21 protein-coding genes are annotated in these 26260 nt (G+C 60.2%); 6 read left to right on the top strand and 15 right to left on the bottom strand.

Going from position 1 to position 26260, the window contains the following annotated elements:
- The first annotated feature begins 115 nt into the window (after window positions 1–115).
- The 3 genes from QRN36_RS08305 to QRN36_RS08295 are packed head-to-tail and all read left to right on the top strand — an operon-like array spanning window position 116 to window position 5444.
- Entirely contained in the window at window positions 116–1243 is a 1128-nt protein-coding gene (locus QRN36_RS08305) for an efflux RND transporter periplasmic adaptor subunit (RefSeq protein WP_285423604.1), read from the top strand.
- On the top strand, window positions 1240–2310 hold the full coding sequence (locus QRN36_RS08300) for an efflux RND transporter periplasmic adaptor subunit (protein WP_285423603.1): 1071 nt from the start codon (window positions 1240–1242) through the stop codon (window positions 2308–2310). The genes QRN36_RS08305 and QRN36_RS08300 overlap by 4 nt, the downstream gene beginning before the upstream one ends.
- Window positions 2307–5444, top strand: coding sequence for an efflux RND transporter permease subunit (locus tag QRN36_RS08295; RefSeq protein ID WP_285423602.1), 3138 nt, complete (start codon window positions 2307–2309; stop codon window positions 5442–5444). The genes QRN36_RS08300 and QRN36_RS08295 overlap by 4 nt, the downstream gene beginning before the upstream one ends.
- A 66-nt stretch (window positions 5445–5510) precedes the next feature.
- Here the strand turns inward: QRN36_RS08295 and QRN36_RS08290 are convergent, their stop codons facing one another.
- The 13 genes from QRN36_RS08290 to QRN36_RS08230 all read right to left on the bottom strand — a co-directional run bounded on the left by QRN36_RS08290 (window position 5511) and on the right by QRN36_RS08230 (window position 18824).
- Window positions 5511–5957 (bottom strand): hypothetical protein, encoded by a 447-nt coding sequence (locus QRN36_RS08290; protein WP_285423601.1) that lies wholly within the window; start codon window positions 5955–5957, stop codon window positions 5511–5513.
- A gap of 214 nt (window positions 5958–6171) precedes the next feature.
- Entirely contained in the window at window positions 6172–6798 is a 627-nt protein-coding gene (locus QRN36_RS08285) for a bifunctional 2-polyprenyl-6-hydroxyphenol methylase/3-demethylubiquinol 3-O-methyltransferase UbiG (protein WP_285423600.1), read from the bottom strand.
- A gap of 191 nt (window positions 6799–6989) precedes the next feature.
- Entirely contained in the window at window positions 6990–7634 is a 645-nt protein-coding gene (locus QRN36_RS08280; protein WP_285423599.1) for a methionine ABC transporter permease, read from the bottom strand.
- Window positions 7624–8751, bottom strand: coding sequence for a methionine ABC transporter ATP-binding protein (locus QRN36_RS08275; protein ID WP_285423598.1), 1128 nt, complete (start codon window positions 8749–8751; stop codon window positions 7624–7626). Before QRN36_RS08275 ends, QRN36_RS08280 begins: the two co-directional genes overlap by 11 nt.
- A 2-nt stretch (window positions 8752–8753) precedes the next feature.
- Window positions 8754–9548: a MetQ/NlpA family ABC transporter substrate-binding protein gene (locus QRN36_RS08270; RefSeq protein WP_285423597.1), complete on the bottom strand. Its 795-nt coding sequence runs from the start codon at window positions 9546–9548 to the stop codon at window positions 8754–8756.
- Between the two features lie 168 nt (window positions 9549–9716).
- Entirely contained in the window at window positions 9717–11081 is a 1365-nt protein-coding gene (locus tag QRN36_RS08265; protein WP_285423595.1) for an LLM class flavin-dependent oxidoreductase, read from the bottom strand.
- Entirely contained in the window at window positions 11081–12313 is a 1233-nt protein-coding gene (locus QRN36_RS08260; protein ID WP_285423593.1) for an SfnB family sulfur acquisition oxidoreductase, read from the bottom strand. Before QRN36_RS08260 ends, QRN36_RS08265 begins: the two co-directional genes overlap by 1 nt.
- Before the next feature lie 23 nt (window positions 12314–12336).
- Window positions 12337–13578, bottom strand: a complete 1242-nt coding sequence (locus tag QRN36_RS08255; protein WP_285423592.1) for an SfnB family sulfur acquisition oxidoreductase — start codon at window positions 13576–13578, stop codon at window positions 12337–12339.
- A gap of 480 nt (window positions 13579–14058) precedes the next feature.
- On the bottom strand, window positions 14059–14793 hold the full coding sequence (locus QRN36_RS08250; RefSeq protein ID WP_285423591.1) for a hypothetical protein: 735 nt from the start codon (window positions 14791–14793) through the stop codon (window positions 14059–14061).
- Window positions 14794–15375: 582 nt separating this feature from the next.
- On the bottom strand, window positions 15376–16119 hold the full coding sequence (tcyN, locus tag QRN36_RS08245; RefSeq protein ID WP_285423590.1) for an L-cystine ABC transporter ATP-binding protein TcyN: 744 nt from the start codon (window positions 16117–16119) through the stop codon (window positions 15376–15378).
- Between the two features lie 3 nt (window positions 16120–16122).
- Window positions 16123–16791: a cystine ABC transporter permease gene (gene tcyL / locus QRN36_RS08240; protein WP_093468101.1), complete on the bottom strand. Its 669-nt coding sequence runs from the start codon at window positions 16789–16791 to the stop codon at window positions 16123–16125.
- The gene (gene tcyJ / locus QRN36_RS08235; RefSeq protein ID WP_285423589.1) at window positions 16788–17585 is read right to left on the bottom strand and encodes a cystine ABC transporter substrate-binding protein; all 798 of its coding nucleotides are present in this window, start codon (window positions 17583–17585) and stop codon (window positions 16788–16790) included. The genes tcyL and tcyJ overlap by 4 nt, the downstream gene beginning before the upstream one ends.
- Window positions 17586–17822: 237 nt before the next feature.
- Window positions 17823–18824, bottom strand: coding sequence for a D-cysteine desulfhydrase (locus QRN36_RS08230; protein WP_285423588.1), 1002 nt, complete (start codon window positions 18822–18824; stop codon window positions 17823–17825).
- A 217-nt stretch (window positions 18825–19041) separates the two neighbouring features.
- Between QRN36_RS08230 and epsC the strand changes: the two genes are divergently transcribed.
- Window positions 19042–19986 (top strand): serine O-acetyltransferase EpsC, encoded by a 945-nt coding sequence (gene epsC / locus QRN36_RS08225; RefSeq protein WP_306470280.1) that lies wholly within the window; start codon window positions 19042–19044, stop codon window positions 19984–19986.
- A 343-nt stretch (window positions 19987–20329) separates the two neighbouring features.
- A complete protein-coding gene (gene betT, locus QRN36_RS08220) occupies window positions 20330–22324 on the top strand; it encodes a choline transporter BetT (RefSeq protein ID WP_285423586.1) in 1995 nt (664 codons plus the stop codon).
- A gap of 21 nt (window positions 22325–22345) precedes the next feature.
- Here the strand turns inward: betT and QRN36_RS08215 are convergent, their stop codons facing one another.
- On the bottom strand, window positions 22346–23191 hold the full coding sequence (locus QRN36_RS08215; RefSeq protein WP_285423585.1) for a LysR family transcriptional regulator: 846 nt from the start codon (window positions 23189–23191) through the stop codon (window positions 22346–22348).
- A 133-nt stretch (window positions 23192–23324) separates the two neighbouring features.
- On the opposite strand from QRN36_RS08215, the gene mgrA reads away from it, so the two are divergent.
- On the top strand, window positions 23325–24362 hold the full coding sequence (mgrA, locus tag QRN36_RS08210; RefSeq protein ID WP_093468115.1) for an L-glyceraldehyde 3-phosphate reductase: 1038 nt from the start codon (window positions 23325–23327) through the stop codon (window positions 24360–24362).
- Window positions 24363–24512: 150 nt separating this feature from the next.
- Here the strand turns inward: mgrA and QRN36_RS08205 are convergent, their stop codons facing one another.
- Entirely contained in the window at window positions 24513–26252 is a 1740-nt protein-coding gene (locus tag QRN36_RS08205; protein ID WP_285423584.1) for an amidase, read from the bottom strand.
- Window positions 26253–26260: the final 8 nt, after the last annotated feature.

Here is a 26260-nt window from a genome sequence, read left to right as displayed (position 1 = left end):
AGCGGCGTAAGGAACCCTGATCTACGCTCATAGTCGCATGATCATCGCGGCGCAGACCCAAGCATGAAAGGGGTGCCGATGACTGTATGCAACGGCATTGGCACAAGGAGTCTGCATGCCCGCTCAACCCTCGGTAATTCATTCCAGCCTGGCTGCGCTGGCGCTCGGCCTGTGCGTGGCTGTGCTGCCCGGCTGCGGCAAGGAAAAACCCAAGGAGCCCGTTCGCCCGCGCGTGCAGGCGCAAGAAGTCAAAACGGCCGAATTCGCTGCCGATGTTGCCCTCACAGGCGACATTCAGGCGCGCGTGCAGACTCAGCTTTCGTTCCGCGTCGGCGGCAAGATCATTCAGCGCTCGGTCGATGTCGGCGACAGAATCTCGGCCAAACAGGTGCTCGCCAGGCTCGACCCCAAAGACCTGCAGACCAACGTCGACTCGGCCATTGCCGCCGAAGCCGCAGAGCAGGCCCGCGTGAAACAGACCGCCGCGGCATTCGTGCGTCAGGAAAAACTGCTGCCCAAGGGCTACACCAGCCGCAGCGAATACGATTCGGCCCAGGCTGCCCTGCGCAGCAGCCAGAGCGCGTTGCGGGCGGCCCAGGCCCAGTTGGCAAACGCCCGCGAGCAGCTGGGGTATACCGCATTGATCGCCGATGCACCGGGCATCATCACGGCGCGGCAGGCCGAGGTCGGGCAGGTGGTTCAGGCGACCATGCCGATTTTCAGTTTGGCCCGCGACGGCGAGCGTGATGCTGTGTTCAATGTGTACGAATCCCTCTTCGTCAACCCGCCAACCGATCAGCCGGTCGAAGTCACCTTGCTGGATAACCCGAAAATCAAGGCCACCGGGAAGGTGCGCGAAGTCACGCCTGCGGTGTCGGCACAGACCGGCACGCTGCAGGTGAAGATCGCGCTGTCGTCGCTGCCGCCTGGCATGGAGCTGGGTTCGGTGGTCAGTGCTGCGTTGAGCGTGCCGGCCAAGGCGAGTGTCGAGCTGCCGTGGTCAGCGTTGACCAAGGGCCTGGGCGATCACCTCGGGCAGCCAGCGGTCTGGGTGGTGGATGAGCAGAACAAGGTGAGCCTGCGGACGGTCACGGTCGGGCGTTATCTGACAGGCAAAGTGATCATCGTGGACGGTCTGAAAAACGGAGAGAAAGTGGTCGTTGCCGGTAACCAGTTGCTGCACCCGGACATGCAGGTCGAACTGGCCGATGTCTACAAGGACCTGACGGGAGCCCCGCAATGAAGCGATTTTCGGGGATCCTCCTGAGTGGTTTGTTACTGGGCGCGTGCAGCAAGGAAGAGCCGCCGCCCGAGCCTGTGCGTCCCGTGCTGTTCGTGGAGGTCAAACCCCAAGCCGAAGAAAGCCTCGGACGCTTCGCTGGCAATATCGCCGCACGCTACGAGAGCACGCTGGGTTTCCGGGTTTCCGGTCGCATTGCTCAGCGCAGCGTCGATGTCGGCGCACAGGTCAAAAAGGGCGACATGCTCGCCGTGCTCGATCCGACCGATCAGCAGAACCAGGTGCGCTCCACGCAGGGCGATCTGGCGCGGGTCGAGGCGCAGTTGATCAACTCGCAGGCCAATGCCCGGCGGCAGCAGGAACTGTTTGATCGGGGCGTGGGCGCACAGGCCGCGCTCGATGTCGCGGTCACGGATCTGAAGACCACTCAGTCTTCTTACGATCAAGCCAAAGCCGCGTTGCAACAGGCCAAGGACCAGTTGAGCTACAGCGAATTACGGACCGACCACGATGCGGTGGTGACCGAGTGGAAGGTCGAAGCCGGCCAGGTGGTCAGCGCCGGCGAGCAGGTCGTGACCCTCGCGCGGCCTGACATCAAGGAGGCCGTGATCGACCTGCCTGCACAGCTTGCCGATCAACTGCCCAAGGACGTCGTGTTCAAGGTCGCCAGTCAGCTTGAGCCGGACATCAACACCACCGCCACCGTGCGAGAGCTCGAGCCGCAGGCAGAAAGCACGACGCGCACCCGTCGCGCTCGACTGACGCTGGCCGACACGCCGCCGTCCTTTCGCTTGGGCACGGCGATCAGCGTCACCCTCAGCTCGGCGATTGAGCCTCGCATTCAGTTGCCCGACACGGCGCTGCAAGAGGTCGATGGCAAGACGCAGATCTGGGTCATCGACCAGCAGAACCAGACCGTTTCGCCGCGCCCGGCCAATGTCGTCAGCCGCGCCAGCGGCAGCGTGGTGCTGGCAGGTGGCGTGAAGGGCGGTGATCTGGTCGTCACTGCCGGGGTAAACAGCCTCAAGCCGGGGCAGAAAGTCAAAGTCGATAAGGAAAGCCCGCGATGAAAGGGACGTTCAACCTCTCCGATTGGGCGCTCAAGCATCAATCCTTCGTCTGGTACCTGATGTTCGTCGGTCTACTGATGGGCGTGTTTTCCTACATGAACCTCGGTCGCGAGGAGGACCCTTCGTTCACCATCAAAACCATGGTCATCCAGACCCGCTGGCCGGGCGCTACGGTGGATGAAACCCTGGAGCAGGTCACTGACCGCATCGAGAAAAAGCTCGAAGAGCTCGATTCCCTCGATTACGTGAAGAGTTATACCCGCCCCGGCGAGTCCACGGTTTTCGTCTACCTGCGCGACACCACCAGCGCGGGCGCGATTCCAGATATCTGGTACCAAGTGCGCAAGAAGATCGACGACATCCGCGGCACATTCCCTCAGGGGCTGCAAGGGCCGGCGTTCAACGACGAGTTCGGAGACGTCTACGGCTCGATCTACGCCTTCACGGCCGATGGCCTGACGCTTCGCCAGTTACGCGATTACGTTGAAGAAGTGCGCGTGCAGATCCGCGACGTGCCCGGACTGGGCAAGGTCGAGATGATCGGCCAGCAGGACGAGGTGCTGTACCTCAATTTTTCCACGCGCAAACTCGCGGCGCTGGGGCTGGACCAACGGCAAGTCGTGCAAAGCCTTCAGTCGCAGAACACCGTCACGCCAGCAGGCGTTATCGAGGCCGGGCCTGAACGGATTTCGGTGCGCACCTCCGGACAGTTCGCTTCGGAAAAGGACCTGGAAACGGTCAATCTGCGCCTCAACGACCGGTTCTACCGCCTGAGCGATATCGCCGAGATCACGCGCGGCTACGTTGACCCGCCCAAGCCACTGTTCCGTTTCGATGGCAAACCGGCGATCGGTCTGGCCATCGCCATGAAGAAGGGCGGCAACGTTCAGGAGTTCGGCAAACAGCTGCACGAGCGCATGGATGCGGCCACGGCCGACTTACCCATTGGCGTGGGCGTCCACAACGTCTCGGATCAGGCACAGGTGGTCGAGAAAGCGGTAGGCGGCTTCACCAGTGCGCTGTTTGAAGCGGTCGTGATCGTGCTGATCGTGAGCTTCATCAGCCTTGGCATGCGCGCCGGGCTCGTGGTGGCCTGCTCGATTCCTCTGGTGCTGGCGATGGTCTTCGTGTTCATGGAGTACAGCGGCATCACGATGCAACGGATCTCGCTGGGCGCGCTGATCATTGCGCTGGGGCTGCTGGTGGATGACGCCATGATCACCGTGGAGATGATGGTCTCGCGTCTGGAGCTGGGCGACAGCAAAGAGCAGGCGGCGACCTTCGCTTACACCTCCACTGCGTTCCCAATGCTCACCGGCACGCTGGTGACGGTCGCAGGTTTTGTGCCCATCGGCCTCAACGCAAGTTCGGCGGGCGAATACACCTTCACCCTGTTCGCCGTTATTGCCGTTGCCATGCTGGTGTCCTGGGTCGTCGCGGTGCTGTTCGCGCCAGTGATCGGGGTGCACATCCTCAGCGAAAAGGTGAAGAAAAAAGACGAGCATGCCAAGCCGGGCCGCATTGCCCGGGCTTTCAACGGGTCGATGTTCTGGGCCATGCGCAATCGCTGGCTGACCATCATCATCACCATCGCGCTGTTTGCGACGGCCTTGTTCTGTATGCGGTTCGTGCAGAACCAGTTCTTCCCGTCGTCGGACCGTCCCGAGATTCTGGTGGACCTGAACCTGCCGCAGAACGCGTCGATCAACGAGACGCGCAGGGCGGTGGACAAGCTGGAGGCCTCCCTCAAGGACGATCCGGATATCGTGCGCTGGAGCACCTACATCGGTCAGGGCGCCGTGCGGTTTTATCTGCCGCTCGATCAACAACTGGAAAACCCGTACTACGCGCAGTTGGTGATCGTCAGCAAGGACCTGGAAGCGCGCGGCGCGTTGATGGCGCGCCTCAACAAGCGGCTGAGGGACGAGTTCGTCGGCATTGGCACCTACGTTCAACCGTTGGAAATGGGGCCGCCGGTCGGGCGTCCGATTCAGTATCGGGTCAGCGGGGAAAACATCGACAAGGTGCGTCAGCATGCCATCGAGCTCGCCACGCTGCTGGACCAGAACCAGCACATCGGCGAGATGATTTACGACTGGAACGAGCCGGGCAAGGTGCTGCGCATCGATATCAACCAGGACAAGGCGCGGCAGCTCGGGCTGTCGTCCGAAGACGTTGCGCAGCTCATGAACAGCATCGTCACAGGCTCATCGGTGACTCAGGTACGCGATGATATCTACCTGATCAACGTGGTGGGTCGCGCCGTCGACTCGGAGCGCGGCTCGCCGGAAACCCTGCAAAACCTGCAGATCGTCACGCCACAGGGCACGTCGATTCCGCTGCTGGCCTTCGCCAATGTTCGATACGAGCTGGAGCAGCCGCTGGTCTGGCGTCGCGATCGTAAGCCGACGATCACGATCAAGGCGGCGGTACGGGATGAGATGCAGCCGACCGATCTGGTCAAAGAGCTCAAACCTGAGATCGACAAATTCGCGGCCGGTCTGCCGGTGGGCTACAAGATCGCCACAGGCGGCACGGTGGAAGAGAGCGGCAAGGCTCAGGGTCCGATTGCCAAAGTCGTCCCGCTGATGATCTTCCTCATGGCGACTTTTTTGATGATTCAACTGCACAGCGTGCAGAAGATGTTTCTCGTCGCCAGTGTCGCGCCGCTGGGCTTGATCGGTGTTGTGCTGGCGCTGGTTCCGACGGGAACGCCGCTGGGTTTTGTGGCCATCCTCGGGGTGCTGGCGCTGATCGGGATCATCATTCGTAACTCGGTGATTCTGGTGACGCAGATTCATGAATACGAAGTTGCGGGGTATCTGCCCTGGGATGCGGTGGCCGAGGCCACCGAGCACCGTCGCCGACCCATCCTGCTGACCGCTGCGGCGGCAAGCCTGGGCATGATCCCCATCGCCCGCGAAGTATTCTGGGGCCCGATGGCCTACGCGATGATCGGTGGCATCATCATTGCCACGCTTCTGACGCTGCTGTTCCTGCCCGCGCTCTATGTGGCCTGGTACAAGATCAAAGAGCCGACTGACGAGGAGCGACGCAAGCATCAGCAAAGCAAACAGGAAGATAATCACCTTACTGGCGACTCGGACGACGGCGCGTCTTCACCCGCGCATTGAACAGGCAGATGAAGCGAAGGCGATAACGTGCCGCTTTCGCTTCTTACTTCGGACAACGGGGTGCGGTCAAACGACTCGGAAATTCCTGAAATGCACCTGCCCTGGCTGACCGCCTAGTTTTTCAGGATCGGAAGCGGTATTTACCTGCACGGTCACTGTAGTGGCAGGGGACGGCGTGTGGGGGATGTTGAGCGTCACTGTCTGCCACTTCTCGGTTGCTCCGCCCAAGTCGCCGTGCCCCGCTGCTCCCTCCGCCGTGGTGACGACAGCCGAATAACTGAACATCACGTAATCGCCGGGTCTCACGGTTTGGCCCGCCCGGACATCGAATGTCAGAACAGTGGGTTTGTAGCTGCCCTCAGGCGTGATCTGAGTCAGATTGGCTGCCTTCGTCAGTTGGATGTAGTAACCCGCGCCTTCCGGCTTGATCTCCCAGGTTTCCTCGCCGGAAGCACTTGTCCACGGCGTTAGTTTGCCGGTACCGAAGTCGCCATTTATCAGAATATTGTCCATGGTCATTCCCTTGCTCATCATTATTGACAGCCCTTGCTCATCCAGCATCCGGGCTGACGCCAACGGCGCGGGTTTAGTGTGCGCGCGGTAGACGGCACGGGATACTGTCAGAAATGACAGTCACGGACTTTTTTCGAATGAGTGAACGTGTTTGTTTACGCTGGCAGCCACGGTTGAGCCCTCTGACCGCATGGCTCTTTGCCGGACCGCGGCCTCAGCCCTTGCGCCACACACTCGCCAGCCAGGGCTGCTGCTCTCTCGGCAATCCGGATGGTCGGTAGTAATGCTCGACTTCGACGAATCCCGCCTCGGTCATGAGTTCGCTCCAGGCTTCAGCGCTATGAAAGGCGCCGTATCTTTCGCCCTTCCAGCCTTCTTGATTGTTGCCCCGCGGATTAGAGCTGAACAGCACGCCCCCGGGCTTGAGTGCGGCTCGCAATTCCCGCAGCACCCGAGGCAATTCCTGACGTGGCACGTGGAACAGCGAGGCATTGGCGAAGATTCCGTCGAAGCGTTCGGCGGGGAGGTTCAGCTCCAGGAAGTTTTGGTGCAGTACTTCGCAGCCGCTGTCGACACGAGCCATCTCAGCGAAGCGGTCGGAGCCGTCAAGGCCGGTGGGTATGTGCCCCATAGCCGCAAATGTCTGCAGATCACGCCCCGGCCCGCAGCCGAAATCGAGAATCTGGAACGGCGGCGAACCCTGAATATTGCGCAGTAATGCATCGATGTTCTGGCTGACGTCGTGATCGCGTGTGCCTTCGCGAAAACCTTCGGCGGCATCGTTGTAGTTGCCGAGCGTAGTGGCCGTGATCTGAGCGAGGTCTTCTGAGTCAAGTTTCATGGGGCGAGTGTCTGGGCGAATAAGGCTGCCAATATACCCCGCTCACGAGCCGCAATCTCCTTGCGGACCGCGCATATCCTGTAGGACCGGCTTCAGCCGGGAAGAGGCCTGTGCTGACGTCATCAGTCCCGCAGCGTGACACCTGACGCCTTCCCGGCTAAAGCCAGTCCTGAAGGGAGGACTTCCCCGGTTTAACGCTTATTCAGCCGTAACGCCAGTCGATCGCCGCCCAGTTGGATGACCGCGACCAGCGCCACCAGCAGTACGATCACGGTCAGCATCACTTGGGTGTCGAAACGCTGATAACCATAGCGGTAGGCGATATCGCCCAGGCCGCCTGCGCCGATAGCGCCCGCCATGGCCGAGGAGTTGATCATGGTCACCAGCGTGATGGTGAAGCCGCCGACGATTCCTGGCAGTGCTTCAGGAAGCAGGACATGCCAGACGATATGCCAGCGACGGCAGCCCATCGCTTGTGCCGCTTCGATCAGGCCGTGGTCGACTTCGCGCAGGCTGACTTCCGCGATGCGGGCAAAGAACGGTGTCGAGGCGATGGTCAGGGGCACGACGGCGGCCCACACGCCATAAGTGGTTCCGACGATCAGCCGCGTGAAGGGGATCAGCGCGACCATCAGAATCAGGAACGGCACCGACCGGAAGATATTGACGAAGGCGCCCAGCACCCGATTGATATGGGGTGCCTCGAAGATGCCGCCCTTGCCGCTGGTAACCAGAATCACAGCCAGCGGAATGCCCAGCAGCAGCGCGATCAACGATGACACACCCACCATCAGGAACGTGTCGATGACGCCCTGCCAGAGACGATCAACCCACATAACCCAGTACCTCCGCGTGCTGCGCCTGTTTGCGGGCGCGGTTGAGCAATTCTTCCAGGGACAGCGGCGAATGACTGATCGCCAGCAGCAGGTGGCCGAGCGCCCGTCCCTGAATACGTTCTACGCCGCCGTGCAGCAGGCTCACTCGCCCGCCGAATGCACTGAACAGCGCAGACAAATCAGGTTCGTTGCCCTCGCTGCCCGTGAATTGCAGATCGAGCACGACGCTGGCGTGCGGGTGAGGCGGCTGCGCTTGCAGGCGGGCTTGCAGATCTTCCGGCAGCGCATGTTGCAGGGGCGCCAACAGGGTTTTGCTGACCTCATGCTGCGGATTGCCGAATACCTGCCAGACCGGCCCCTGTTCGACGATCTCGCCCTTTTCAAGGACCACGACGCGGTCGCAGATCTCTCGGATGACAGCCATTTCATGGGTGATGAGGATGATCGTCAGGCCCAGGCGCTGATTGATCTCGCGCAGCAAGCCAAGGATTGACTGAGTGGTTTCGGGGTCGAGCGCCGAGGTGGCCTCGTCGCATAGCAAAATAGCCGGGTCATGCACCAGCGCGCGGGCGATGCCCACGCGTTGTTTCTGCCCACCCGACAGCTGCGCCGGGTAGGCCTTGTGCTTGCCTTCCAGGCCCACCAGCTCAAGCAGCTCAGCGACTTTGCGCTGACGTTGCGCTTTGGGAACGCCCGCGACTTTCAGCGGCAGCTCGACGTTCTGCCATACGGTTTTCGCCGACATCAGATTGAAGTGCTGGAAGATCATCCCGATGCGTCGGCGAAGCGCCACCAAATGGTCTTCGTTGAATTCTCCGATGTCTACCTGATCGATCAGCACGCGGCCGCTGCTGGGTTGCTCCAGACGATTAATGGTGCGGATCAGCGACGACTTGCCCGCGCCGCTGCGGCCGATGATGCCGAATACCTCACCGCGCTGGATATCCAGATCGATGCCCTGCAACGCAGGCACAGGCCCTTGCTGACCTTGGTAGACCTTGCCCAGGTTGATGAAGCGTACATGCGCGCGCTGTTTGCCCGGATGCAGCTCGGCCTGCTCGGCAGACGTCGGGAGATCGGTATGCAGCGGCAGGGATCGTTGCGCGGTTGCATTCATGATCAGTTCTTCCAGCCAACCTGGTAGAGCGAGCCGTTGACCTTGTCCAGCGAAGCGCGCACTACCGGGGAGTGTTGATAAATGTCGATGAATTTGGCCAGGCGCGGATCGTTCTTGTGATCCGGTTTGATCACGAATTGAATCACGTATTCCGGATGATCCAGGCCGTCGAAAAGAATTGCTGAACCAGCGTCAAAGGTCTTCGCCAGACGGATGTAAGCCGGATAGCCCTGCACCAGATCCGCGTCGTCGTAAGCGCGCACCAATTGCACGGCTTCTACCTGAATCAGCTTGAGTTTCTTGGGATTGGCAGTGATGTCGTCTTCGGTCGCCTTGTAGCCGACGCCCGGCTTGAGTGTGATCAGCCCCGCCTTGGCCAGCAGTTGCAGGCCCCGGCCGCTGTTGATCGGGTCGTTGGCAATCGCCACGGTGGCGCCGGTCGGCAGCTCATCGAAGCTTTTGTACTTCTTCGAATACAGGCCGACGTTGTTGATGATGCCGGGCGCATAGGGCTCGAGATCGAAGCCCGAGGCGGCTTTGGCGTTTTCCAGGAAAGGAATGTGCTGGAAGTAATTCACGTCGATGTCGCCTGCATTGAGGCTGACATTGGGCGCGATCCAGTCGGTGAATTCCACCAGCTCGACCTTCAGGCCCTGCTTGTCGGCTTCAGCGACGGCCGCTTCCAGCGGAATGGCGAACGCGGCCGTGGTGCCGACTTTCAAAGGTTGGTCGGCGGCCTGGGTGATGCCGGTGAACAGGCCAAGAGAGAGGGCCAGGGTAAGGAGTGTTTTGCTCATGTGTCGTTGTCCGGGTGAGTGTTCGGTTTTGTTTTTTGGGTGCCTGTAAGGCTGTTTTCGTGAGCGAACTCACTCCCTTAAGGGTTCAGATTTGCCGCCGCCCGTTGCAAACAACTCAATCCCACTGTGGGAGTGAGCTTGCTCACGAATAAGGCAGGCCGATCCGTGTCATGAGTTTGAAATTCGAAAGCTGGCTCCCGCATGCCGCTCGGGCAACCGGGCCGAACCCTCGGCAAACAGCTTCTCGCGCAAGGTCCCGTGCTCGTAGGCGGTCTTGTAGGATCCGCGTCGTTGCAGCTCCGGGATGACCAGATCGATGAAGTCTTCGTAGCTTTCCGGTGTGACGATGCGGGTCAGATTGAAGCCGTCCAGGCCTGTCTCGGCGATCCAGGATTCCAGCTCGTCGGCGACTTGTTCCGGTGAGCCGATCACGGTGATGTAGCGGCCGCCAAGGGCGTGCTGGTCGAGCAGTTTCTGGCGTGTCCAGTCGTTGTTCTTGAGAATCTTCGTCGCCGATTGAATGGCGTTGCCCTTCACGTGCTGGATCGGCTCGTCGAGCTCGTAGGCGGAAAAATCGATGCCGGTGGAGGCCGAGAAGTGGGCAAGTCCCGCCTCGGCGCTGGCGTACTTCAGGTACTCATCATACTTGGCGCGCGCTTGCTGCTCGGTTGCCCCGACGATCACGTTCAGGCCCATGAACACTTTGATGTCGTCCGGATTACGACCGGCCGCCACGGCGCTGGCGCGAACCTTGTCGACCTGCTCGCGCGTCGCCGCCTTGTTCTGGCCGCTGATGAACACGCACTCGGCGTTGCTGCCCGCGAACTGCAGGCCACGTTCTGAACTGCCCGCCTGGAACAGAACCGGTGTGCGCTGGGGCGACGGCTCGCACAGGTGATAACCCTCAACCTGATAGAACTCGCCGCTGTGGCGCACGTAGTGGACTTTTTCCGGCTGGGCGTAGACCCGGGCCTGGCGATCCTCGATCACCGCGTCGTCCTCCCAGCTTCCCTCCCAGAGCTTGTAAAGCACCTCCAGGTATTCATCGGCCTGATCGTAGCGGCGGTCGTGTTCGATCTGCTCCTTGAGGCCCATGGCCTTGGCGGCGCTGTCCAGATAACCGGTCACGATGTTCCAGCCGACCCGTCCGCCGGACAGGTGGTCGAGCGTCGACATGCGACGCGCAAACAGGTACGGCGCCTCATAGGTCAAGTTGGCAGTGAGGCCGAAACCAAGGTTTTTTGTCACTGCCGCCATCGCCGAGACTAGCAATAAGGGGTCATTGACCGGCAGCTGGATGGATTCTCGCAGCGGCACATCCACCGACTGTTGATACACGTCGTAGACGCCGACGATGTCAGCGATAAACAGGCCGTCGAACAATCCGCGCTCCAGCAATTGCGCCAGACGGGTCCAGTATTCAATCGTCTTGTACTGGGTCGAAGTGTCCCTCGGATGGGTCCAGAAACCGTGATTGATGTGGCCGATGCAGTTCATGTTGAACGCATTCAGGAGGATCTTTTTCTTGCTCATCAGATCGTCCCCCGGCGAGGCGGATTGACGTCGTTGAGGTAGAAGTTGCCGATGGCGTGATACTTCCAGCGCACGGGGTCATGCAGCGTGTGGACCCTTGCATTACGCCAGTGACGATCCAGACCATGCTCGGCCAGCGTCGATTGCGAGCCTGCCAGTTCGAACAGCGTGCTGCCCGCTTCAAGGGAAATTTCGGTGCTGATGGCGCGTGCTTCTGCCACCGCGATCGACGCCTGGGCCAGGTTTTCCGGCGTCGTCAGGGCTTGCGCACGATCAAGGTATTCTCCGCCGCGCTGCAAAAGCGCCTCGGCGGCATGAAGGCGTATGCCCAGTTTGCCGAAACTGTGCAGCGTCAGCGGGTCATTCACTGCTTTCTCGATGCCCGAATCGATCCATGGCCGCGTGCGGGTGCGGACGAAGTGCAAAGCGTCTTCAAAGGCAGCCCGGGCAATGCCAGTGTCGATCGCCGCGTGAAGAATCTGCGCGAGCGGGCCGACGGTGGTCGGTCGTTCGAAGGCTGTCTGAAACGGCACCACGTCCTCGTCCTCGACATACACATTGTCGAACACCACCGATCCGCTGCCGGTCGTGCGCTGACCGAAGCCGCTCCAGTCGTCTATGACGTTCAGGCCGGCTGAATCGGCTGGGACGAACGCCAGTTGCTGGATGCCGTCATCATCGATGACAGACGTGGGTATGCGCTGCGCGTACAGGGCGCCGGTGGCGTAAAACTTGCGACCATTGATGCGCCAGCCGGCTCCGTCGCGGCTCAATCGCGTGGTTCTGTCATGGGCGGTTTTGGTGCCCAGTTCAGCCAGCGCATTACCAAATCGCCGGCCTTCCAGCACTTCGGCGTACAGTCGCTTCTGTTGTTCGGGACTGCCGTTCACGCGCAACACTTCCAGCGCATAAAAGTGATTCTGCGGTATCTGCCCCAGCGAGCCGTCGGCGGCGGAAATAAGGCGGATGACGTCGGCCAGCGTCGCGCTGGAAACGCCCGCGCCGCCGAACGCTTTCGGTACGCTGATGCCCCACAGCCCGGAGCGGGTGAACGCCTCCAGTTCTTCGTGCGGCAGGCGTCGCTCGCGGTCTCGCTCGGCGCTTTGTGCCTTGAACGTTTCGGCCAGTGCCCGGGCGCTCTCCAGCGCTTGGGCGTCGTCACGGATCAAGGTCGTCCGGGTTGCAGTCGGCGCGTGTGCCTGGCGGTCGCGGGGCAAGGTTTGAAGACTCATATCAGTGCTTCCAGTTGTCTGGTTCAGATCCAGGAATGGCGGGCAGGCAGTGCGCCGTTGAGGTGCCAGGCGCCTACGGCGTGGACCTTCCAGCGGACAGGGTCGTGCAGCGTGTGGACACGTGCATTGCGCCAGTGCCGGTCCAGATTGAATTCGGCCAGCGTCGCGCGGCTGCCAGACAGCTCGAACAGCTTCTCGCTGGCCTGCAGGGCAATCTGCGTCGTGAGCACCTTGGCTTCGGCGACCGCGATGGAAGCTCGCGCCGCCGACTGCGCGTCGATGGGCGCTGCGGCGATTTCATCCAGCACACGGCCGGCCTTGCGCAGCAGGGCTTCGGCGGCATGTAATTCGAGTTTCAGCTTGCCGATGTCGGCGATGACATAAGGGTCATCGCTGGCGCGCTCGACGTTGGCTTCGATCCAGGGACGGGAGCGTTCACGCACGAAACGGATGCTTTCGTCGACGGCTTCGCGGGCAATTCCGGCGTCGATGGCGGCCTGAATCAATTGAGAGACGGCGCCTTGAATAGTGGGCGACAACGCCAGTTTCCAGTTCTCTACGACCAGATCGGCACTGACCCGCACGTTTTCCAGCAGCACGCTGCCGCTTGCGGTGGTGCGCTGACCGAACCCGGACCAGTCATCGATGATGTGCAGGCCCGGCGCACCGCGCGGCACGAATACCAGAACTTGCTTGCCATCGTCATTGATGGCTTTCACTGCGACCCAGTGCGCGAACAGGGCGCCCGTTGAATAGAACTTGCGACCGTTGAGCAAAAATTGATCACCGTCAGCCGTCAGTCGTGTTTTGACGTCGAGGGTGTTTTTCGTGCCGCGTTCCGGACCGCCGTTGCCGATTCGTGCGCCCTTCAGAACACTCTCGAACAGCGTTTTCAGCTGAGCGTCGCTGGCACTGCCGATCAGGGAATTGAGGATGCCGAAATGATTCTGCGGGATCTGTCCCACCGCAGGATCTGCTGCCGACAGGATGGCGAACACCTCAGCGACGGTCACGAACGACACCTGAGGCCCGCCGTACGCTCGTGGGACGGAAATACTGCCCAGGCCGCTCTGGCTGAACAATGAAATTTCAGACCATGGCAGTTGCCGCTCGCGATCACGCGCGGCTGCGTTGGAACGGACAACGGCCGCCAGTCCATGGGCGGCTGCAATCGCCTCGGCGTCGCTGCTCAGCACTTTGGCGGGCAACAAAGGAGGAGCTATGTCCAGGGTGTGCTGGACTGAAAGGGCGTTCAGATCAGTCATGGTGGTGACCTGCGTGAACGCGAGCACTAGGGTGGTTGTGCGTGACCATTCGAACCTCGAATCAACGCCGCAGGGCGGCAGGGAAGCTGACGATGATCCGGTGGTCCGGTGCATATACCCTAAGCGTGTATAAAAATTAAATAAACTTACATTTGGGAATAAGCATAGAAGGTGATCACGGCTGTCCGGCTGCCAATCAGACGGACTGTGCGTATGTCAGGCATGAGCTGAAAACCAGTATCAGGATCAGGTATTTGAAGAAGGGTCGGCTGCGCATGCGGATGTCCCTCACAGGGTTTTAACCGCAGGCTAGCAGCGCTCTTTTGTCGAATTTGGGCTGCCCTGTAGGAAAGGGCTGAGCCGCAAGTGGGAACTGTCTTGGGAGCGCCGGATTTGTGCTATCGCTCACGTTGTGCCGACCGGGCGCTGTCGCAGTCACGAGCCGCGATACTGCGACAGCCACGCCCGAGGACGTGCAGATCAAGCTTCAAGCCTGGATAAGCCATCGGCACGAACGTTGATCAACCTCGGTGGTGCCCAGCGAGAATTATTGCCCACCCGATCGATCACGCAGTAGGTCACTTCCTGATGGGCATCATCGCCCGCTTCGCTGATCAGGGCGGCTGGCACTCGCACGATGACCGGTTTGCCGACGTCTTCGTGGCTGAGCGCGGGCAGGTCCATGCGCACATCACCCCAGCGCAATGTGATCTCGTCGTAGGCGTCCATGTTCAGGTAAGTGTCGATGACGACTTCAACGCCGCCTGCGATGTGCTCGGCGCTCAGTTCTGTGCTCGCGTCAGGCGTTGAGATGACCACAGGCGCCAGCCCTTGATTCTCGTCAGCGTCGCCACTGACCAAATGACCGCCAGGCGTCTCCAGTTTGACCCAGAGCTTTGTGCTGGGCGATTTGACTGATTCGCAGCCAATTTTCGTGACCCGATAGTAAGTTTTCACCTTGCCACTTCGGAGAAAACTTTCGGGTACATGTAGGACCGATGTGTGACCGATGTCGTCCTCCGACAAAAGTTTTGACGCAACGTAGCAGCCTCCCCAGAACAGCTCGATCAGATCGGCGCATTCCATGTTCGGATAGGGATCGATGTTCACCAACAGCTGCGCAGCCGCCAGGGCACCGATGCCCTGTTTGTTCGACTGCGGCAGATACGGGGCGAAAAGCTTGATAGGGGTGTGATTGACGGGTGTCTGGATCATCTTCGAATACTCTTTGAACGTAGGCCTTTATCAAGGCGTGTCACGACAGTGGTTGTCGCGAATGCAACTTGGAAAACGATGTTGTTAGTACACGCTCGATGGCCAGTCATGGCAAACATTACAACCGGTCGCAATTTCGGACTTGTTATTGGTTTCGATAGAGTCTTCCCAAGTGCTTTTGAGCTAATTGTGTTGCGGCATTTGTGTCAATGGTAAATAACTCATAAAACTATATGTACGGGAAAAGCAGAACTTTCCTACGAGAGGTTTTCACTCAATGGTGGGTGCAACAGGTGTGACGTCCTACGGCTGCATTGCGCACAGGCGGCGGTGCTCTCTGCGGACGGCAGATGGAGGTGGGTGAAGGGGCGTGAAGGATTATTTGTGGGTGTCGAATTCGTCAATAAACTCGATGTGCCGAGAAAACCACGAAGTCGCACTTGGATCGGAAAAATAGATATATAGACAACCGGTTTTCCGAATGGAAATAGAAAGACTATTAGTCCATCAAGACTTTTCTAAATATTGAAGTGAAAGAAAACGGCGCTCATGAGCGCCGTTTGGGATACATACAGCGTGGGATTAATTCCGGCTGCGTTCGAGAAACTGCCGAGTGCGTTCCTCTTCAGGATTTGCGAACAACGCTTTGGCTTCTCCTTGCTCGACAATGACCCCTTTGTCGATGAACACAACACGGTTGGCGACGTCCCGCGCAAAGCTCATCTCATGCGTGACGATGACCATCGTGCGTTTCTCTTCGGCCAGTGCACGAATGGTGCTGAGCACCTCGCCCACCAGTTCAGGATCGAGGGCTGAAGTGGGTTCGTCGAAGAGAATGACTTCCGGCTCCATCGCCAGCGCCCGCGCGATGGCCACGCGTTGCTGCTGACCACCGGACAAACGGCGTGGGTAAGCGTCTTCCTTGCCGGCAAGACCGACCTTGGCCAACAGTTTGCGACCCAACTCGGCAGCCTGATCGCGTGGCATCTTCTTGACCACGATCGGGCCTTCGATAACGTTTTCCAGTGCTGTGCGATGGGGAAACAGATTGAAGTTCTGAAAGACGAAGCCGACGTGCTGTCGCAACTGCCGGACCAGCGCCTGCTGCTGGCTGAGCGGCTTGCTGCCGTCGATCCGGATGTCGCCCACCACAATGGTGCCGCTGGTGGGTTCTTCGAGGAAATTCAGGCAACGCAGGAAAGTGGTCTTGCCGGACCCGCTGGGTCCGATGATCGCGACGACTTCACCGGGCTCGACTTTCAGATCGATGCCCTTGAGAACTTGATTGCCCTTGAATTCCTTGGTCAGTTTTTCAACGGTGATCATGCCTCAAGACTCCACATCATGGCGGTTGGCCCGCGCTTCGAGACGGTTCTGAACATGCGCCAGCACCGTGCACAACACCCAGTAGATCACCGCCACGGTGAAGTACATGGTGAAGACCTCCAGCGTTCTCGACGAAATCAGCTGCGCCTGGCGGAACACTTCCGGCACCTGAATGGTGGCGGCCATGGCGGTGTCCTTGACCAGCGAAATGAAGCTGTTGCCCAGCGGCGGCAGGGCGGTTCGGGCAGCTTGCGGCAAGATTGCCCGGCGCATGGTCTGCGCGCGGGTCATGCCGATACTGGCGGCCGCTTCCCACTGGCCCCGGTCCACGGCGCCAATGGCTGCGCGCAGAATTTCGCAGGCGTAGGCTGCCATGTTCAGCGACAAGCCGATGAGCGCTGCGGTGATGGCATCCAGTTCGATGCCCAGATCAGGCAGGCCGTAATAAATCATGAACAGCTGAACGAGCAGGGGCGTGCCGCGAAAGAACGACACGTAGACCCTGGCGATGGCGCTGATGACCCAGACTTTCGACAAACGCATCAGTGCCAGGCCGAAGCCCAGCACCAATCCGAAAAACATCGATCCGAGACTCAGGCCCACCGTGTAATACGCGCCCTTGAGCAGAAAAGGCGCGGAGTCCAGCGCGAGCTGTAGGCTCTCTGGAATCATTTGGTCACGTCAGCCTTGAAGTACTTTTCAGACAACTTGGCCAGGGTGCCATCGGCGCGCAGTTTGTCGATGGCTTTGTTGATCGCTGCCAGCAACTCCGGCTCGCCTTTGCGCAGCGCGATGCCGGCTTCCTGACGGGAGAAGGGTTCGCCGGAAACGGCCAGTTTGTCTTTGGTTTTGGCGATCAGCTCCAGCGCGGCGAGGCGGTCGACCAGAATGGCGTCGATACGGCCTACACGCAGGTCCTGGTATTTGGTCGGATCATCGTCGTAAGTTTTGACGATGGCGTCAGGCACGTTCGCCTTGAGCCATTCTTCATAGTTGGTGCCCAGGCCGACACCGACCTTCTTGCCTTTCAGGTCGGCAGCGGTCTTGATCACGCCAGCGTCTTTGGTCTGCACCAGTGCTTGAATGCCGGAGACAGTGTAGGGTTCGGAGAAGTCATATTTCTTCTTGCGCTCGTCGGAGATGGTGACCTGGTTGATCACGACGTCCAGACGCTTGGATTCCAGCGCAGCCAGGATGCCAGCCCATGGGGTGGCGCTCAGCTTGACCTTCACGCCCAGCTCCTTGGCCAGCGCTTCGGAGAACTCGACCTCGAAACCGGTCAGCTTGCCGTCTTCGCCAACGAAGCTGAAGGGCGGGTAAGTGCCTTCCAGACCGACGTTCAGGGTGCCGTTCTTTTTAATGGTTTTCAGTTGCTCGCCAGCGACGGCTTGGGTCGCCAGACCGGTGCCCAGCACCAGGCTGAATGCCGACAGCAGGAAGGTGCGGCGGATTGCAGACATGTTCATGAAAATCCCCTGTTTTTAATTGGAATGTCAGGTCAGCGTCAGACCTGACGAAACTACTGTGGCATCACGCGTTTATCCAGCTTTTTCAGTACTCTGCCGGGATTTCGCGCGGCGCTGGCGGCGATCATAAGGGCAGCTTTTTAGGAATAAAAATAATTAAAAACGAAGCACTTATCTGTTTTGTGCATATGAAAGCCGGTGGCAGCCCCCGATCTGCAGGATCGAGAGCTACAGCACTCACTGCGCGGAAAACACACCCGCGTAAGCGAACAGTGCCGGGGCGCCGCCGGTGTGCAGGAAAATGATCGGACCGTCTTCGAAACGCTGCCGTCCGATCCCGTCGAGCAAGCCCGCCATCGCTTTGCCGGTGTAAACCGGGTCCAGCAACAGCCCTTCGTGGCTGGCCACCAACTTGATTGCCGACAATGTGCCCGCGTTCGGTTCGCCATAGCGTGGGCCGTAATACTCATCCCACAGGTTGACTTTGAACGCTGCGGGCAGCGCCTCGCCCAACAGCTCCACAGTACGCTCGGCCAGCCCCTGAACCTTGGGCGCCTGGGTTTCTTCAGGGCGCGACACAGTCACGCCGATCACGGGTAATTGCGGCAAGGCCTCCGCCAGCGCCAGGCCAAGGCCGCTGTGAGTGCCTGCACTGCCTGAGGCCAGGACCACGGCGGCGAACGTTTCGCCGGTCTGTTCGATCTGCTCGGCCAGCTCGAAGCCTGCGCGCACGTAGCCCAATGCGCCGGTGGGGCTGGAGCCACCGATCGGGACCAGATAAGGTTTTCTGCCACTGGCGCGCAGTCGCGCAGCCAACGCCTGAAGCTGCTCGTCTGCGTTGTCGAGGTTATCCACCTGTTCGACCTTGGCATCGAACAGGTCCAGGAGCAGACGGTTTCCGTTGCCCAGATAATTGCTGTCCGTCGTGGCGATCGGGTTCTCCAGCAGTGCCACGCAACCCAGTCCCAGCCGGGCGGCCAGCGCTGCGGTCTGGCGAACATGGTTGGATTGAATCGCGCCTGCGGTGATCAGCGTGTCGCAGCCTTGGGCCAGGGCATCGGCGGCGAGGTATTCGAGCTTGCGCAGCTTATTGCCGCCCATCGCCAATGGCGTGATGTCGTCACGTTTCACGTAGATGTCCCGACCGGCCCACGCGGATAGCCGTTCGAGCTTTTCCAGCGGTGTCGGGGCGCCCAGCAGATCCAGGCGGTCAAAACGGGCGAGCTGTTGTTTGATCATGTCGGTTTTCGATACGTCAGCAAGTGAGTCGCAGGACTATAGGCAGACCGTTCCCACAGGGCAACCGGGCGATATCTCACAGCGCCCGAGCTAAAGCCTCACGAAAATTGTTATTTTTGTGCCACAAATGTTTGCCGTAGAGTGAACCGACCATGGTCGTGTCCAGCCTGACGAGCCATTGAACTGAGGAGAAATCTGCGTGAGCACTATTCCCGAACTGTCCCCGGAAACCTGTGCCGAGGGCGTGACCGGCCATTGGCAGCTGCAGCGGATCGTAGGTGAGTTGCGCGCTGCGCGTGATGACTGGCGCAACAGCAACAATCGCATCAGCGGGGAAAAGGGCGGTCGTGAACTGCCATCCCGCGAGGCCATGCGCGATATCCTCGAGGCGTTGTGCGGTGCGTTGTTTCCCATGCGACTGGGGCCTGTGGATCTGCGTGAAGAAAGCGAGGATTTCTACGTCGGTCACACGCTGGACGTGGCGTTGAACGCGTTGCTCGCGCAGGCGCGCCTCGAATTGCGCTATGTCGCCCGGCAGCGCGGCGAAGACGCCGGTTGCGCCGATGTTCACGCTGAACGGTTGATTCAGGACTTTGCCAGCGCCCTGCCGCAGATCCGCCGGATCCTCGATACCGATGTGCTGGCGGCGTATCACGGCGATCCGGCCGCGCGCAGTGTCGACGAAGTGCTGCTGTGCTACCCCGGGATTCTGGCAGTGATCCATCATCGTCTGGCGCATCACCTCTACCACAATGGTTTGCCCTTGCTCGCGCGGATCAGTTCGGAGCTGGCGCACTCTGCCACCGGGATAGACATTCATCCTGGCGCGCAGATCGGCCCGAGTTTCTTCATCGACCACGGGACGGGCGTGGTCATTGGCGAAACCGCAATCATCGGCGAACGCGTGCGTATCTATCAGGCCGTGACCCTTGGCGCCAAACGCTTCCCGGCGGATGAAGACGGTCAGCTGCAAAAAGGCCATGCCCGGCACCCGATCGTGGAAGACGATGTGGTGATCTACGCAGGCGCAACGATTCTTGGGCGAATCACGATCGGCCAAGGTTCGACCATCGGCGGTAATGTCTGGCTGACGCGCAATGTGCCGGCAGGCAGCAATGTCAATCAGGCGAGCCTGCAGACCGACGACGGCTCGCAGAAGTAAGTCGTCAACGTCGGCCACACGTAGCGGCGTCTGTCCGGACGCCGCCCTTCCTGTCAGCGGTTTTCTTCATCCGCGCCAGCCTTTCACGGGCAAGACCTGACTGCCTTTTCAGGCCCTCATTCATCCCTCCAGCCCGCGGAACGAAAGCGTCTCAGCGTGCGTCCTACCGTCGCGTGAGCTAGCGTCCAGGGTCTGGCGATTGGTCCTTCACCTGCTTTCCGTGTTTTAATTGAACGTTCAATCAAGTTAAACCGGTGGTTCGCTGACCGCTCATATCAGGAGGCCTACCCTTGCCGCATCTGTTTTGCATGATCGATTTTTCCGCCCGCGCGGCGGTGTTCGCATGAGTGTGCCGAGCGCTCAAAACAGCGCACCCGTACGCATGAATGCCCCTGTTTTCTACTTCGCTGCCAGCTTTATCCTCATCTTCGGGGTGGTGGTCATCAGCTTCCCTGACGCCGCTGGACAGTGGCTTCTTTCTGCTCAGAACTGGGCGGCGAATACCGTCGGCTGGTATTACATGCTCGCCATGACGCTTTACCTGGTGTTCGTGGTGGTCACGGCCATTTCAGGCTACGGCAAGATCAAACTCGGCGCCGACCATGACGAGCCTGAATTCAGTTATCTGTCGTGGGCGGGCATGCTGTTCGCCGCTGGCATCAGCATCACGCTGTTCTTCTTCTGCGTTTCAGAACCGTTGACGCACTTCTTGCAGCCGCCCCAGGGCGAGGGCGGGACGACTGAGTCGGCACGTCAGGCGATGCAGTTGCTGTTCCTGCACTGGGGCCTGCATGGCTGGGGCGTTTTCGCCTTTGTCGGCATGGCGCTGGCGTATTTCGCCTACCGACACAACCTTCCGCTGGCGCTGCGTTCGGCGCTGTATCCACTGATCGGCAAACGCATCAACGGCCCTATCGGCTATGCGGTCGACGGGTTCGGCATCATCGCAACCATTTTCGGCCTGGGCGCTGACATGGGCTTTGGTGTCTTGCACCTCAACTCTGGTCTGGATTACCTGTTCGGGGTGCCTCACACGCAATGGATTCAGGTCGGGCTGATCACGCTGATGATGGGTGCGGCTATCCTCGTTGCCGTTGCGGGTGTCGACAAAGGCGTGCGGGTCATGTCCGACATCAACATGCTGCTGGCCTGCGCGCTGCTCCTGTTCGTGCTGTTCGCCGGACCCACGCAGCACCTGCTCAATACCCTTGTGCAGAACGTCGGCGATTACCTCGGCGCATTGCCGACCAAGAGTTTCGATGTCTATGCCTACAACGGGCCGAGTGACTGGTTGGGCGGCTGGACAGTGTTTTACTGGGCCTGGTGGATCGCCTGGTCACCATTCGTTGGCTTGTTCATCGCGCGCATTTCGCGCGGTCGTACCATTCGTGAGTTCGTTTGCGGCGTGCTGTTGATACCGTTGGGTTTCACCCTCGCCTGGATGTCGATCTTCGGCAATAGCGCAATCGATCAGGTGCTCAACCACGGGATGGTCGCCCTGGGCCAGTCGGCCATCGACGATCCCTCGATGACGCTTTACCTGATGCTGCAACACTATCCGTGGAGCAAAACCGTCATTGCGGTCACGGTGTTCATCAGCTTCGTTTTCTTCGTCACCTCAGCCGACTCCGGCACCGTGGTGCTGTCGACGCTCTCGGCCAAAGGCGGAAGTCCTGACGAGGACGGTCCCAAGTGGTTGCGCGTATTCTGGGGCGTGATGACCGCGCTGGTGACCAGCGGGCTGTTGTTCTCGGGGAGCATCGACGCGCTCAAGTCGGCCGTCGTGCTGACTTCGCTGCCGTTTTCGCTGATCCTGCTGACGATGATGTGGGGCCTGCACAAGGCGTTTCACATGGAATCGCAGCGGCAGATTGCGCAGCTCTATTCACTGGCGCCCGTATCTGGCGCGCGACGCGGCGGGTGGCGGCAGCGATTGAGCCAGGCCGTGCATTTCCCGTCACGTGACGAGGTCTATCGATTCCTCGATCAGACCGTACGTCCAGCCATCGAAGAAGTGACCGCCGTCTTCGTCGAAAAGGGATTGAGCGTGGTCACGCAACCTGATCCGGCGAATCACACGGTCGGTCTGGAAATCGGCCACGGAGAAGAGCGCCCGTTCATCTATCAAGTAACCATGCGCGGCTACTTCACGCCTTCCTTCGCGCGCGCCGGGATGGGATCAAAACAGCTGAACAACCGTCGCTACTACCGCGCCGAGGTGCATTTGAGCGAGGGCAGTCAGGATTACGATCTGGTGGGCTACACCAAAGAGCAAGTGATCAACGACATTCTCGACCAGTACGAACGGCACATGCAGTTTTTGCATCTGGTGCGCTAAGCGGTGCAACCCTCGGCGCTGCTACAGGGCGGTGGTGGTCTCGAGGGATTTGCCCTGCAGGTGTGCGTGCAGCAAGCGCAACGCGGGCACGTCCAGCGCCTGCGCGGCATAGCACAGCCCGACCCGGCGAATGAGGTTCGGCGTGCGTGCGGGGCGAGTGACGACCCCCGCGTGCCTGGAGGCCATGGACTGGGGCAGCATCGCCAGACCTGCCCCCGCCGCGACCAGCCGCAAGGCAAGGTTCAACGACCCCGCAGTGGCGGCGACGAAGCCCGAACTTCGATTGTAGAGTTCCATCAGCCGCTGATGCGAAGAGTGCGTCGGGCAGGTGATCCACTGCACGGTTGCAAGGTCGGCTACATCGAGCCTGTCTCGCGCCGCCAGCGGATGGCCGACGCCCATGCTCAGCACATAGGGTTCCTCCCACAGCGGCATGAACAGCTCATCCTCACAGCAGTCGTCTTCCACCGACAGTCGCGCATCGCCACTGCAACCATCGTGCAGCGTCAGCATCAGATTGGGAACGACGCGATACGCCATCGTCAGAAATGCATCCAGATGGCTCGCGGCAATCTCGCCTTCGACGCCGATCTCAAGCGTCAGCCGATCATTGCGCTGGCGGAACTGACTGCTCAAAGCTTGGGCTTCAGCGAGTAACCGACGCGCTTGCGGGTAAAGGGTTCGCGCATCGTCGGTCACGTCGACGCCGCGGGGCAGACGCTCGAACAACGTGGTACCGAGCGCTTCTTCGAGCTGGCGAATGGTGACCGACAACGTCGGTTGACTGGTGAACAGACGCTGTGCGGCCGAGGTGATGTTGCGTTCCTCGAACACCGCCACGAATGCGTTGAGTTGACGAATATCCATATCAGGAACCGATGGCTGCCAGAGCAATAAAGCATTTTTCTGCCGTAAGGAGCGCTGAATATACTCGCTTTACAGCTTATTCATCAGCGCTACTTATCGCTCCTTGCCATTCGGAAAATAAAGAGAGGAATGAATGACCTACATCGCTGCCGAAAACCGCTACGAGCGCGTCCCGTATCGCCGCGTAGGCCGAAGCGGCTTGGTCCTGCCGGCCTTGTCCATGGGGTTATGGCACAACTTCGGTGACAGTACGCCGATGGACACCCAGCGCGCGATGCTGCGCACAGCGTTCGACCTGGGCATCAACCACTTCGACCTCGCCAACAATTACGGCCCGCCCTACGGCAGCGCCGAGATCAACTTCGGCCGCCTGCTGCGCGAAGACTTCAAGCAGTATCGCGACGAGCTGATCATTTCGACGAAAGCCGGCTGGGACATGTGGCCCGGGCCTTACGGTCAGGGCGGCGGGTCGCGCAAATACGTACTGGCGAGCCTGGATCAGAGCCTGCAGCGCATGGGCCTGGACTATGTGGATATCTTCTATTCGCACCGTTTCGACCCTGACACGCCGCTCGAAGAAACCGCTGGCGCGCTGGCGACTGCCGTTCAGCAGGGAAAGGCGCTGTATATCGGTATCTCGTCGTACTCGGGCTCGAAGACCCGCGAAATTGCCGGGCTGCTCAAAGAGTGGAAAGTCCCGCTGCTGATTCATCAGCCGGCTTACAACCTGCTCAACCGTTGGGTCGAAAAAGATCTGCTGGAGACCACCGAGGAATTGGGGGCGGGCGTCATCGCCTTTACCGCGCTGGCGCAGGGCCTGTTGTCGGACAAATACCTGAACGGCATTCCGAAGGACGCACGCGTCAATCGTCCGGGCGGCGGTTCGCTGCAGGCGTCGCATTTGTCCGAGCAGAACATCGAACACGTGCGCGCCTTGAACGAGATTGCCAAGCGGCGAGGGCAGAGCCTGGCGCAAATGGCCCTCGCCTGGACCTTGCGCGATCCGCGGGTGACGTCTGCGCTGATTGGTGCCAGCCGGCCAGAACAGATCATCGAGAACGTGGCGGCCCTCGACAATCTCCAGTTCAGCCAGGAAGAACTGGCCGAAATCGATCGTTTCGCAGTGGAGGGCGGGATCAATCTGTGGGAGAAGCCGTCTTCGGCGCAGTAACAGGCTGCAAAAGGTGGGGACGGTCATAGCTGACCGCCCCCAGCGGCGCGCGCCATCTCACGGTCAGATGAGGCGCGCTGCGATCAGGCACAAGCCGAATCGGCGCGTTCGCGGGGCGCCAGTCAATTACAAAGAAACCTGAGTCGCTGTTCATGGCTGCAGAGTCCCTTCCCTGACCAGCGGATCAGTCGAGCTGTCGCGGGTCACTGGCCAATAAGGTCGCGCAAGCGGTACCGGCGTTCGAAGCGATGGATCATCTGGCGCTGCACGATGGTATTCGGGGAGATGGTGCTGAAAATCCATCGCCGCCTGCACCAGGCTTGCGTCGCTGAATCGAGGTCCCCAAAACGCGGCATTTATCGCCAATCGTCTATCGATGCCCGAACTGCCGTGGCCGATGGGAAAGGTGACCATCGGCCATCCCAGAGCGTTGGGCAGGTCGTAAAACGACCGTTGGTTCTGCAGGCCGATGGGTTCCCCTCTTCCCATTCTGAACCCCACATGCGCACCCAACGGCATGACCATCATGAAATCCACGCCCGCTTCATCCAAGGCGTCTTGCCATAGTGTCATCTGCATACGACGACGTTGCTCCGCCTCAATTCGCACGACGCATGGGAGCTGCTCCACCACCGGGTGGGCGTGCTCCCTGCTGTAATAACGCAAAAGCACTGCTTGGTCGTCCTCGGGACGAGTTGCGGCGAAGGTCTCGACGGCTTGCCAATAGTTTGCTTCGTATTGCTGGCAATAGGTTGTCGCCATGGCTGGCGTTACGGACGTGAAGGGCTCTTCGATCGTCCATAGAATGGGTCCCGCGTAATAGAGGCAGTTGGCCTCATCCATCATGTCCACCCCAGCGAACTCAATCACTCGCGCCCCCAGCTGTTGCAATTGGCCCTTGAAGCGCTCGAAGGCCGCGCCGTAGTCGGAGTCGTAGGTCTGTGCAGGAGGCGTTACGGATTGCGTCATCCAGTCCGTTTGGGGGATGCCGATCGTCAGTCCAGCCAGCGGCGTCGCTCCCGGACGCGGTGCAGTCGGCATTTGCGGAAAAGGCAGCGGCGTATGCAGAGTTTGCGGGTCGCCATCGGGATCGGGTCCCTGTATCGCAGCCAGCACATGAGCGGCGTCCTGTACCGAGCGCGCCATCGGCCCGACCACGTCCCAACCTATACGCAGCGGCATCACGCCGCCGGTTGATACATAGCCCAGCGAGGGCTTGATGGCGCTGGCGCCATTGGCCGCTGCAGGGATGATCATGGAACCGCCGGTTTCTTCCCCAAGCGTCGCAACGCAGAGTCGCGCGACCGGCGCGATGGCCGATCCAGAGCTTGAGCCGCCGGGCACCTTGTCGATGTCCCAGGCATTGCAGCCGAAATCGCCGTGGGTGCTGCCTGAAAAGCGGGAGCATATCGTGTGACCCAGCACGACGGCGCCTGCATCGCGTAACCGGGCAACGGCGGTGGCATTGCGCAGCGCAAAATTGGTGCTGAATTCCGGCGCGCCATTTTTGCTCTCAAGGCCGACGATACCGATGGAGTCCTTGACGCCAATCGGTATCCCGCAAAGTGGCGGGGCGGTGCCGCGAGGATCATTGGGATTGTTGAGCCACGCATCGGCGTCGGCTGACTGTGCCAGCGCCTGCTCGCGGTCGATACGTACAAAGGCGTTATAGCCGCCATTGTCGTTATAGGTTTCAAGGGGACCGTTGAGCTGGTCGATGCGCGCGAGGTAGTCCAGGGTGATCTGCCTGGACGACAGTTCGCCAGTGCGCAGCAGTGCAGCCATTTCCACGAGGGAATAGTCGACCAGGCGCTCCTGCTTGGTAATAAGCGAACGACGAACGCGTTCGCTGAGGCCCCAACGGTAGAGGTGTTGCCAGAATCCGTTCACGTAATAGA

This window comes from Pseudomonas sp. efr-133-TYG-103a (assembly GCF_030209235.1).
GTDB lineage: Bacteria > Pseudomonadota > Gammaproteobacteria > Pseudomonadales > Pseudomonadaceae > Aquipseudomonas.
The sequence above is the reverse complement of the archived record's forward strand: the minus strand, read 5'-3'. Positions and strand labels throughout refer to the sequence as shown.

Bases quoted from the DNA above. Each gene is read 5' to 3' on its own strand.
- tcyL (WP_093468101.1), bottom strand. From the start codon at position 16,791: ATGATTCCAGAGAGCCTACAGCTCGCGCTGGACTCCGCGCCTTTTCTG.
- betT (WP_285423586.1), top strand. From the start codon at position 20,330: ATGAGTGTGCCGAGCGCTCAAAACAGCGCACCCGTACGCATGAATGCC.
- QRN36_RS08300 (WP_285423603.1), top strand. From the start codon at position 1,240: ATGAAGCGATTTTCGGGGATCCTCCTGAGTGGTTTGTTACTGGGCGCG.
- QRN36_RS08290 (WP_285423601.1), bottom strand. From the start codon at position 5,957: ATGGACAATATTCTGATAAATGGCGACTTCGGTACCGGCAAACTAACG.
- QRN36_RS08280 (WP_285423599.1), bottom strand. From the start codon at position 7,634: ATGTGGGTTGATCGTCTCTGGCAGGGCGTCATCGACACGTTCCTGATG.
- QRN36_RS08255 (WP_285423592.1), bottom strand. From the start codon at position 13,578: ATGACTGATCTGAACGCCCTTTCAGTCCAGCACACCCTGGACATAGCT.
- QRN36_RS08265 (WP_285423595.1), bottom strand. From the start codon at position 11,081: ATGAGCAAGAAAAAGATCCTCCTGAATGCGTTCAACATGAACTGCATC.
- mgrA (WP_093468115.1), top strand. From the start codon at position 23,325: ATGACCTACATCGCTGCCGAAAACCGCTACGAGCGCGTCCCGTATCGC.
- QRN36_RS08260 (WP_285423593.1), bottom strand. From the start codon at position 12,313: ATGAGTCTTCAAACCTTGCCCCGCGACCGCCAGGCACACGCGCCGACT.
- QRN36_RS08275 (WP_285423598.1), bottom strand. From the start codon at position 8,751: ATGAATGCAACCGCGCAACGATCCCTGCCGCTGCATACCGATCTCCCG.
- tcyN (WP_285423590.1), bottom strand. From the start codon at position 16,119: ATGATCACCGTTGAAAAACTGACCAAGGAATTCAAGGGCAATCAAGTT.
- QRN36_RS08305 (WP_285423604.1), top strand. From the start codon at position 116: ATGCCCGCTCAACCCTCGGTAATTCATTCCAGCCTGGCTGCGCTGGCG.
- QRN36_RS08295 (WP_285423602.1), top strand. From the start codon at position 2,307: ATGAAAGGGACGTTCAACCTCTCCGATTGGGCGCTCAAGCATCAATCC.
- QRN36_RS08230 (WP_285423588.1), bottom strand. From the start codon at position 18,824: ATGATCAAACAACAGCTCGCCCGTTTTGACCGCCTGGATCTGCTGGGC.
- QRN36_RS08215 (WP_285423585.1), bottom strand. From the start codon at position 23,191: ATGGATATTCGTCAACTCAACGCATTCGTGGCGGTGTTCGAGGAACGC.
- QRN36_RS08270 (WP_285423597.1), bottom strand. From the start codon at position 9,548: ATGAGCAAAACACTCCTTACCCTGGCCCTCTCTCTTGGCCTGTTCACC.
- tcyJ (WP_285423589.1), bottom strand. From the start codon at position 17,585: ATGAACATGTCTGCAATCCGCCGCACCTTCCTGCTGTCGGCATTCAGC.
- QRN36_RS08285 (WP_285423600.1), bottom strand. From the start codon at position 6,798: ATGAAACTTGACTCAGAAGACCTCGCTCAGATCACGGCCACTACGCTC.
- QRN36_RS08250 (WP_285423591.1), bottom strand. From the start codon at position 14,793: ATGATCCAGACACCCGTCAATCACACCCCTATCAAGCTTTTCGCCCCG.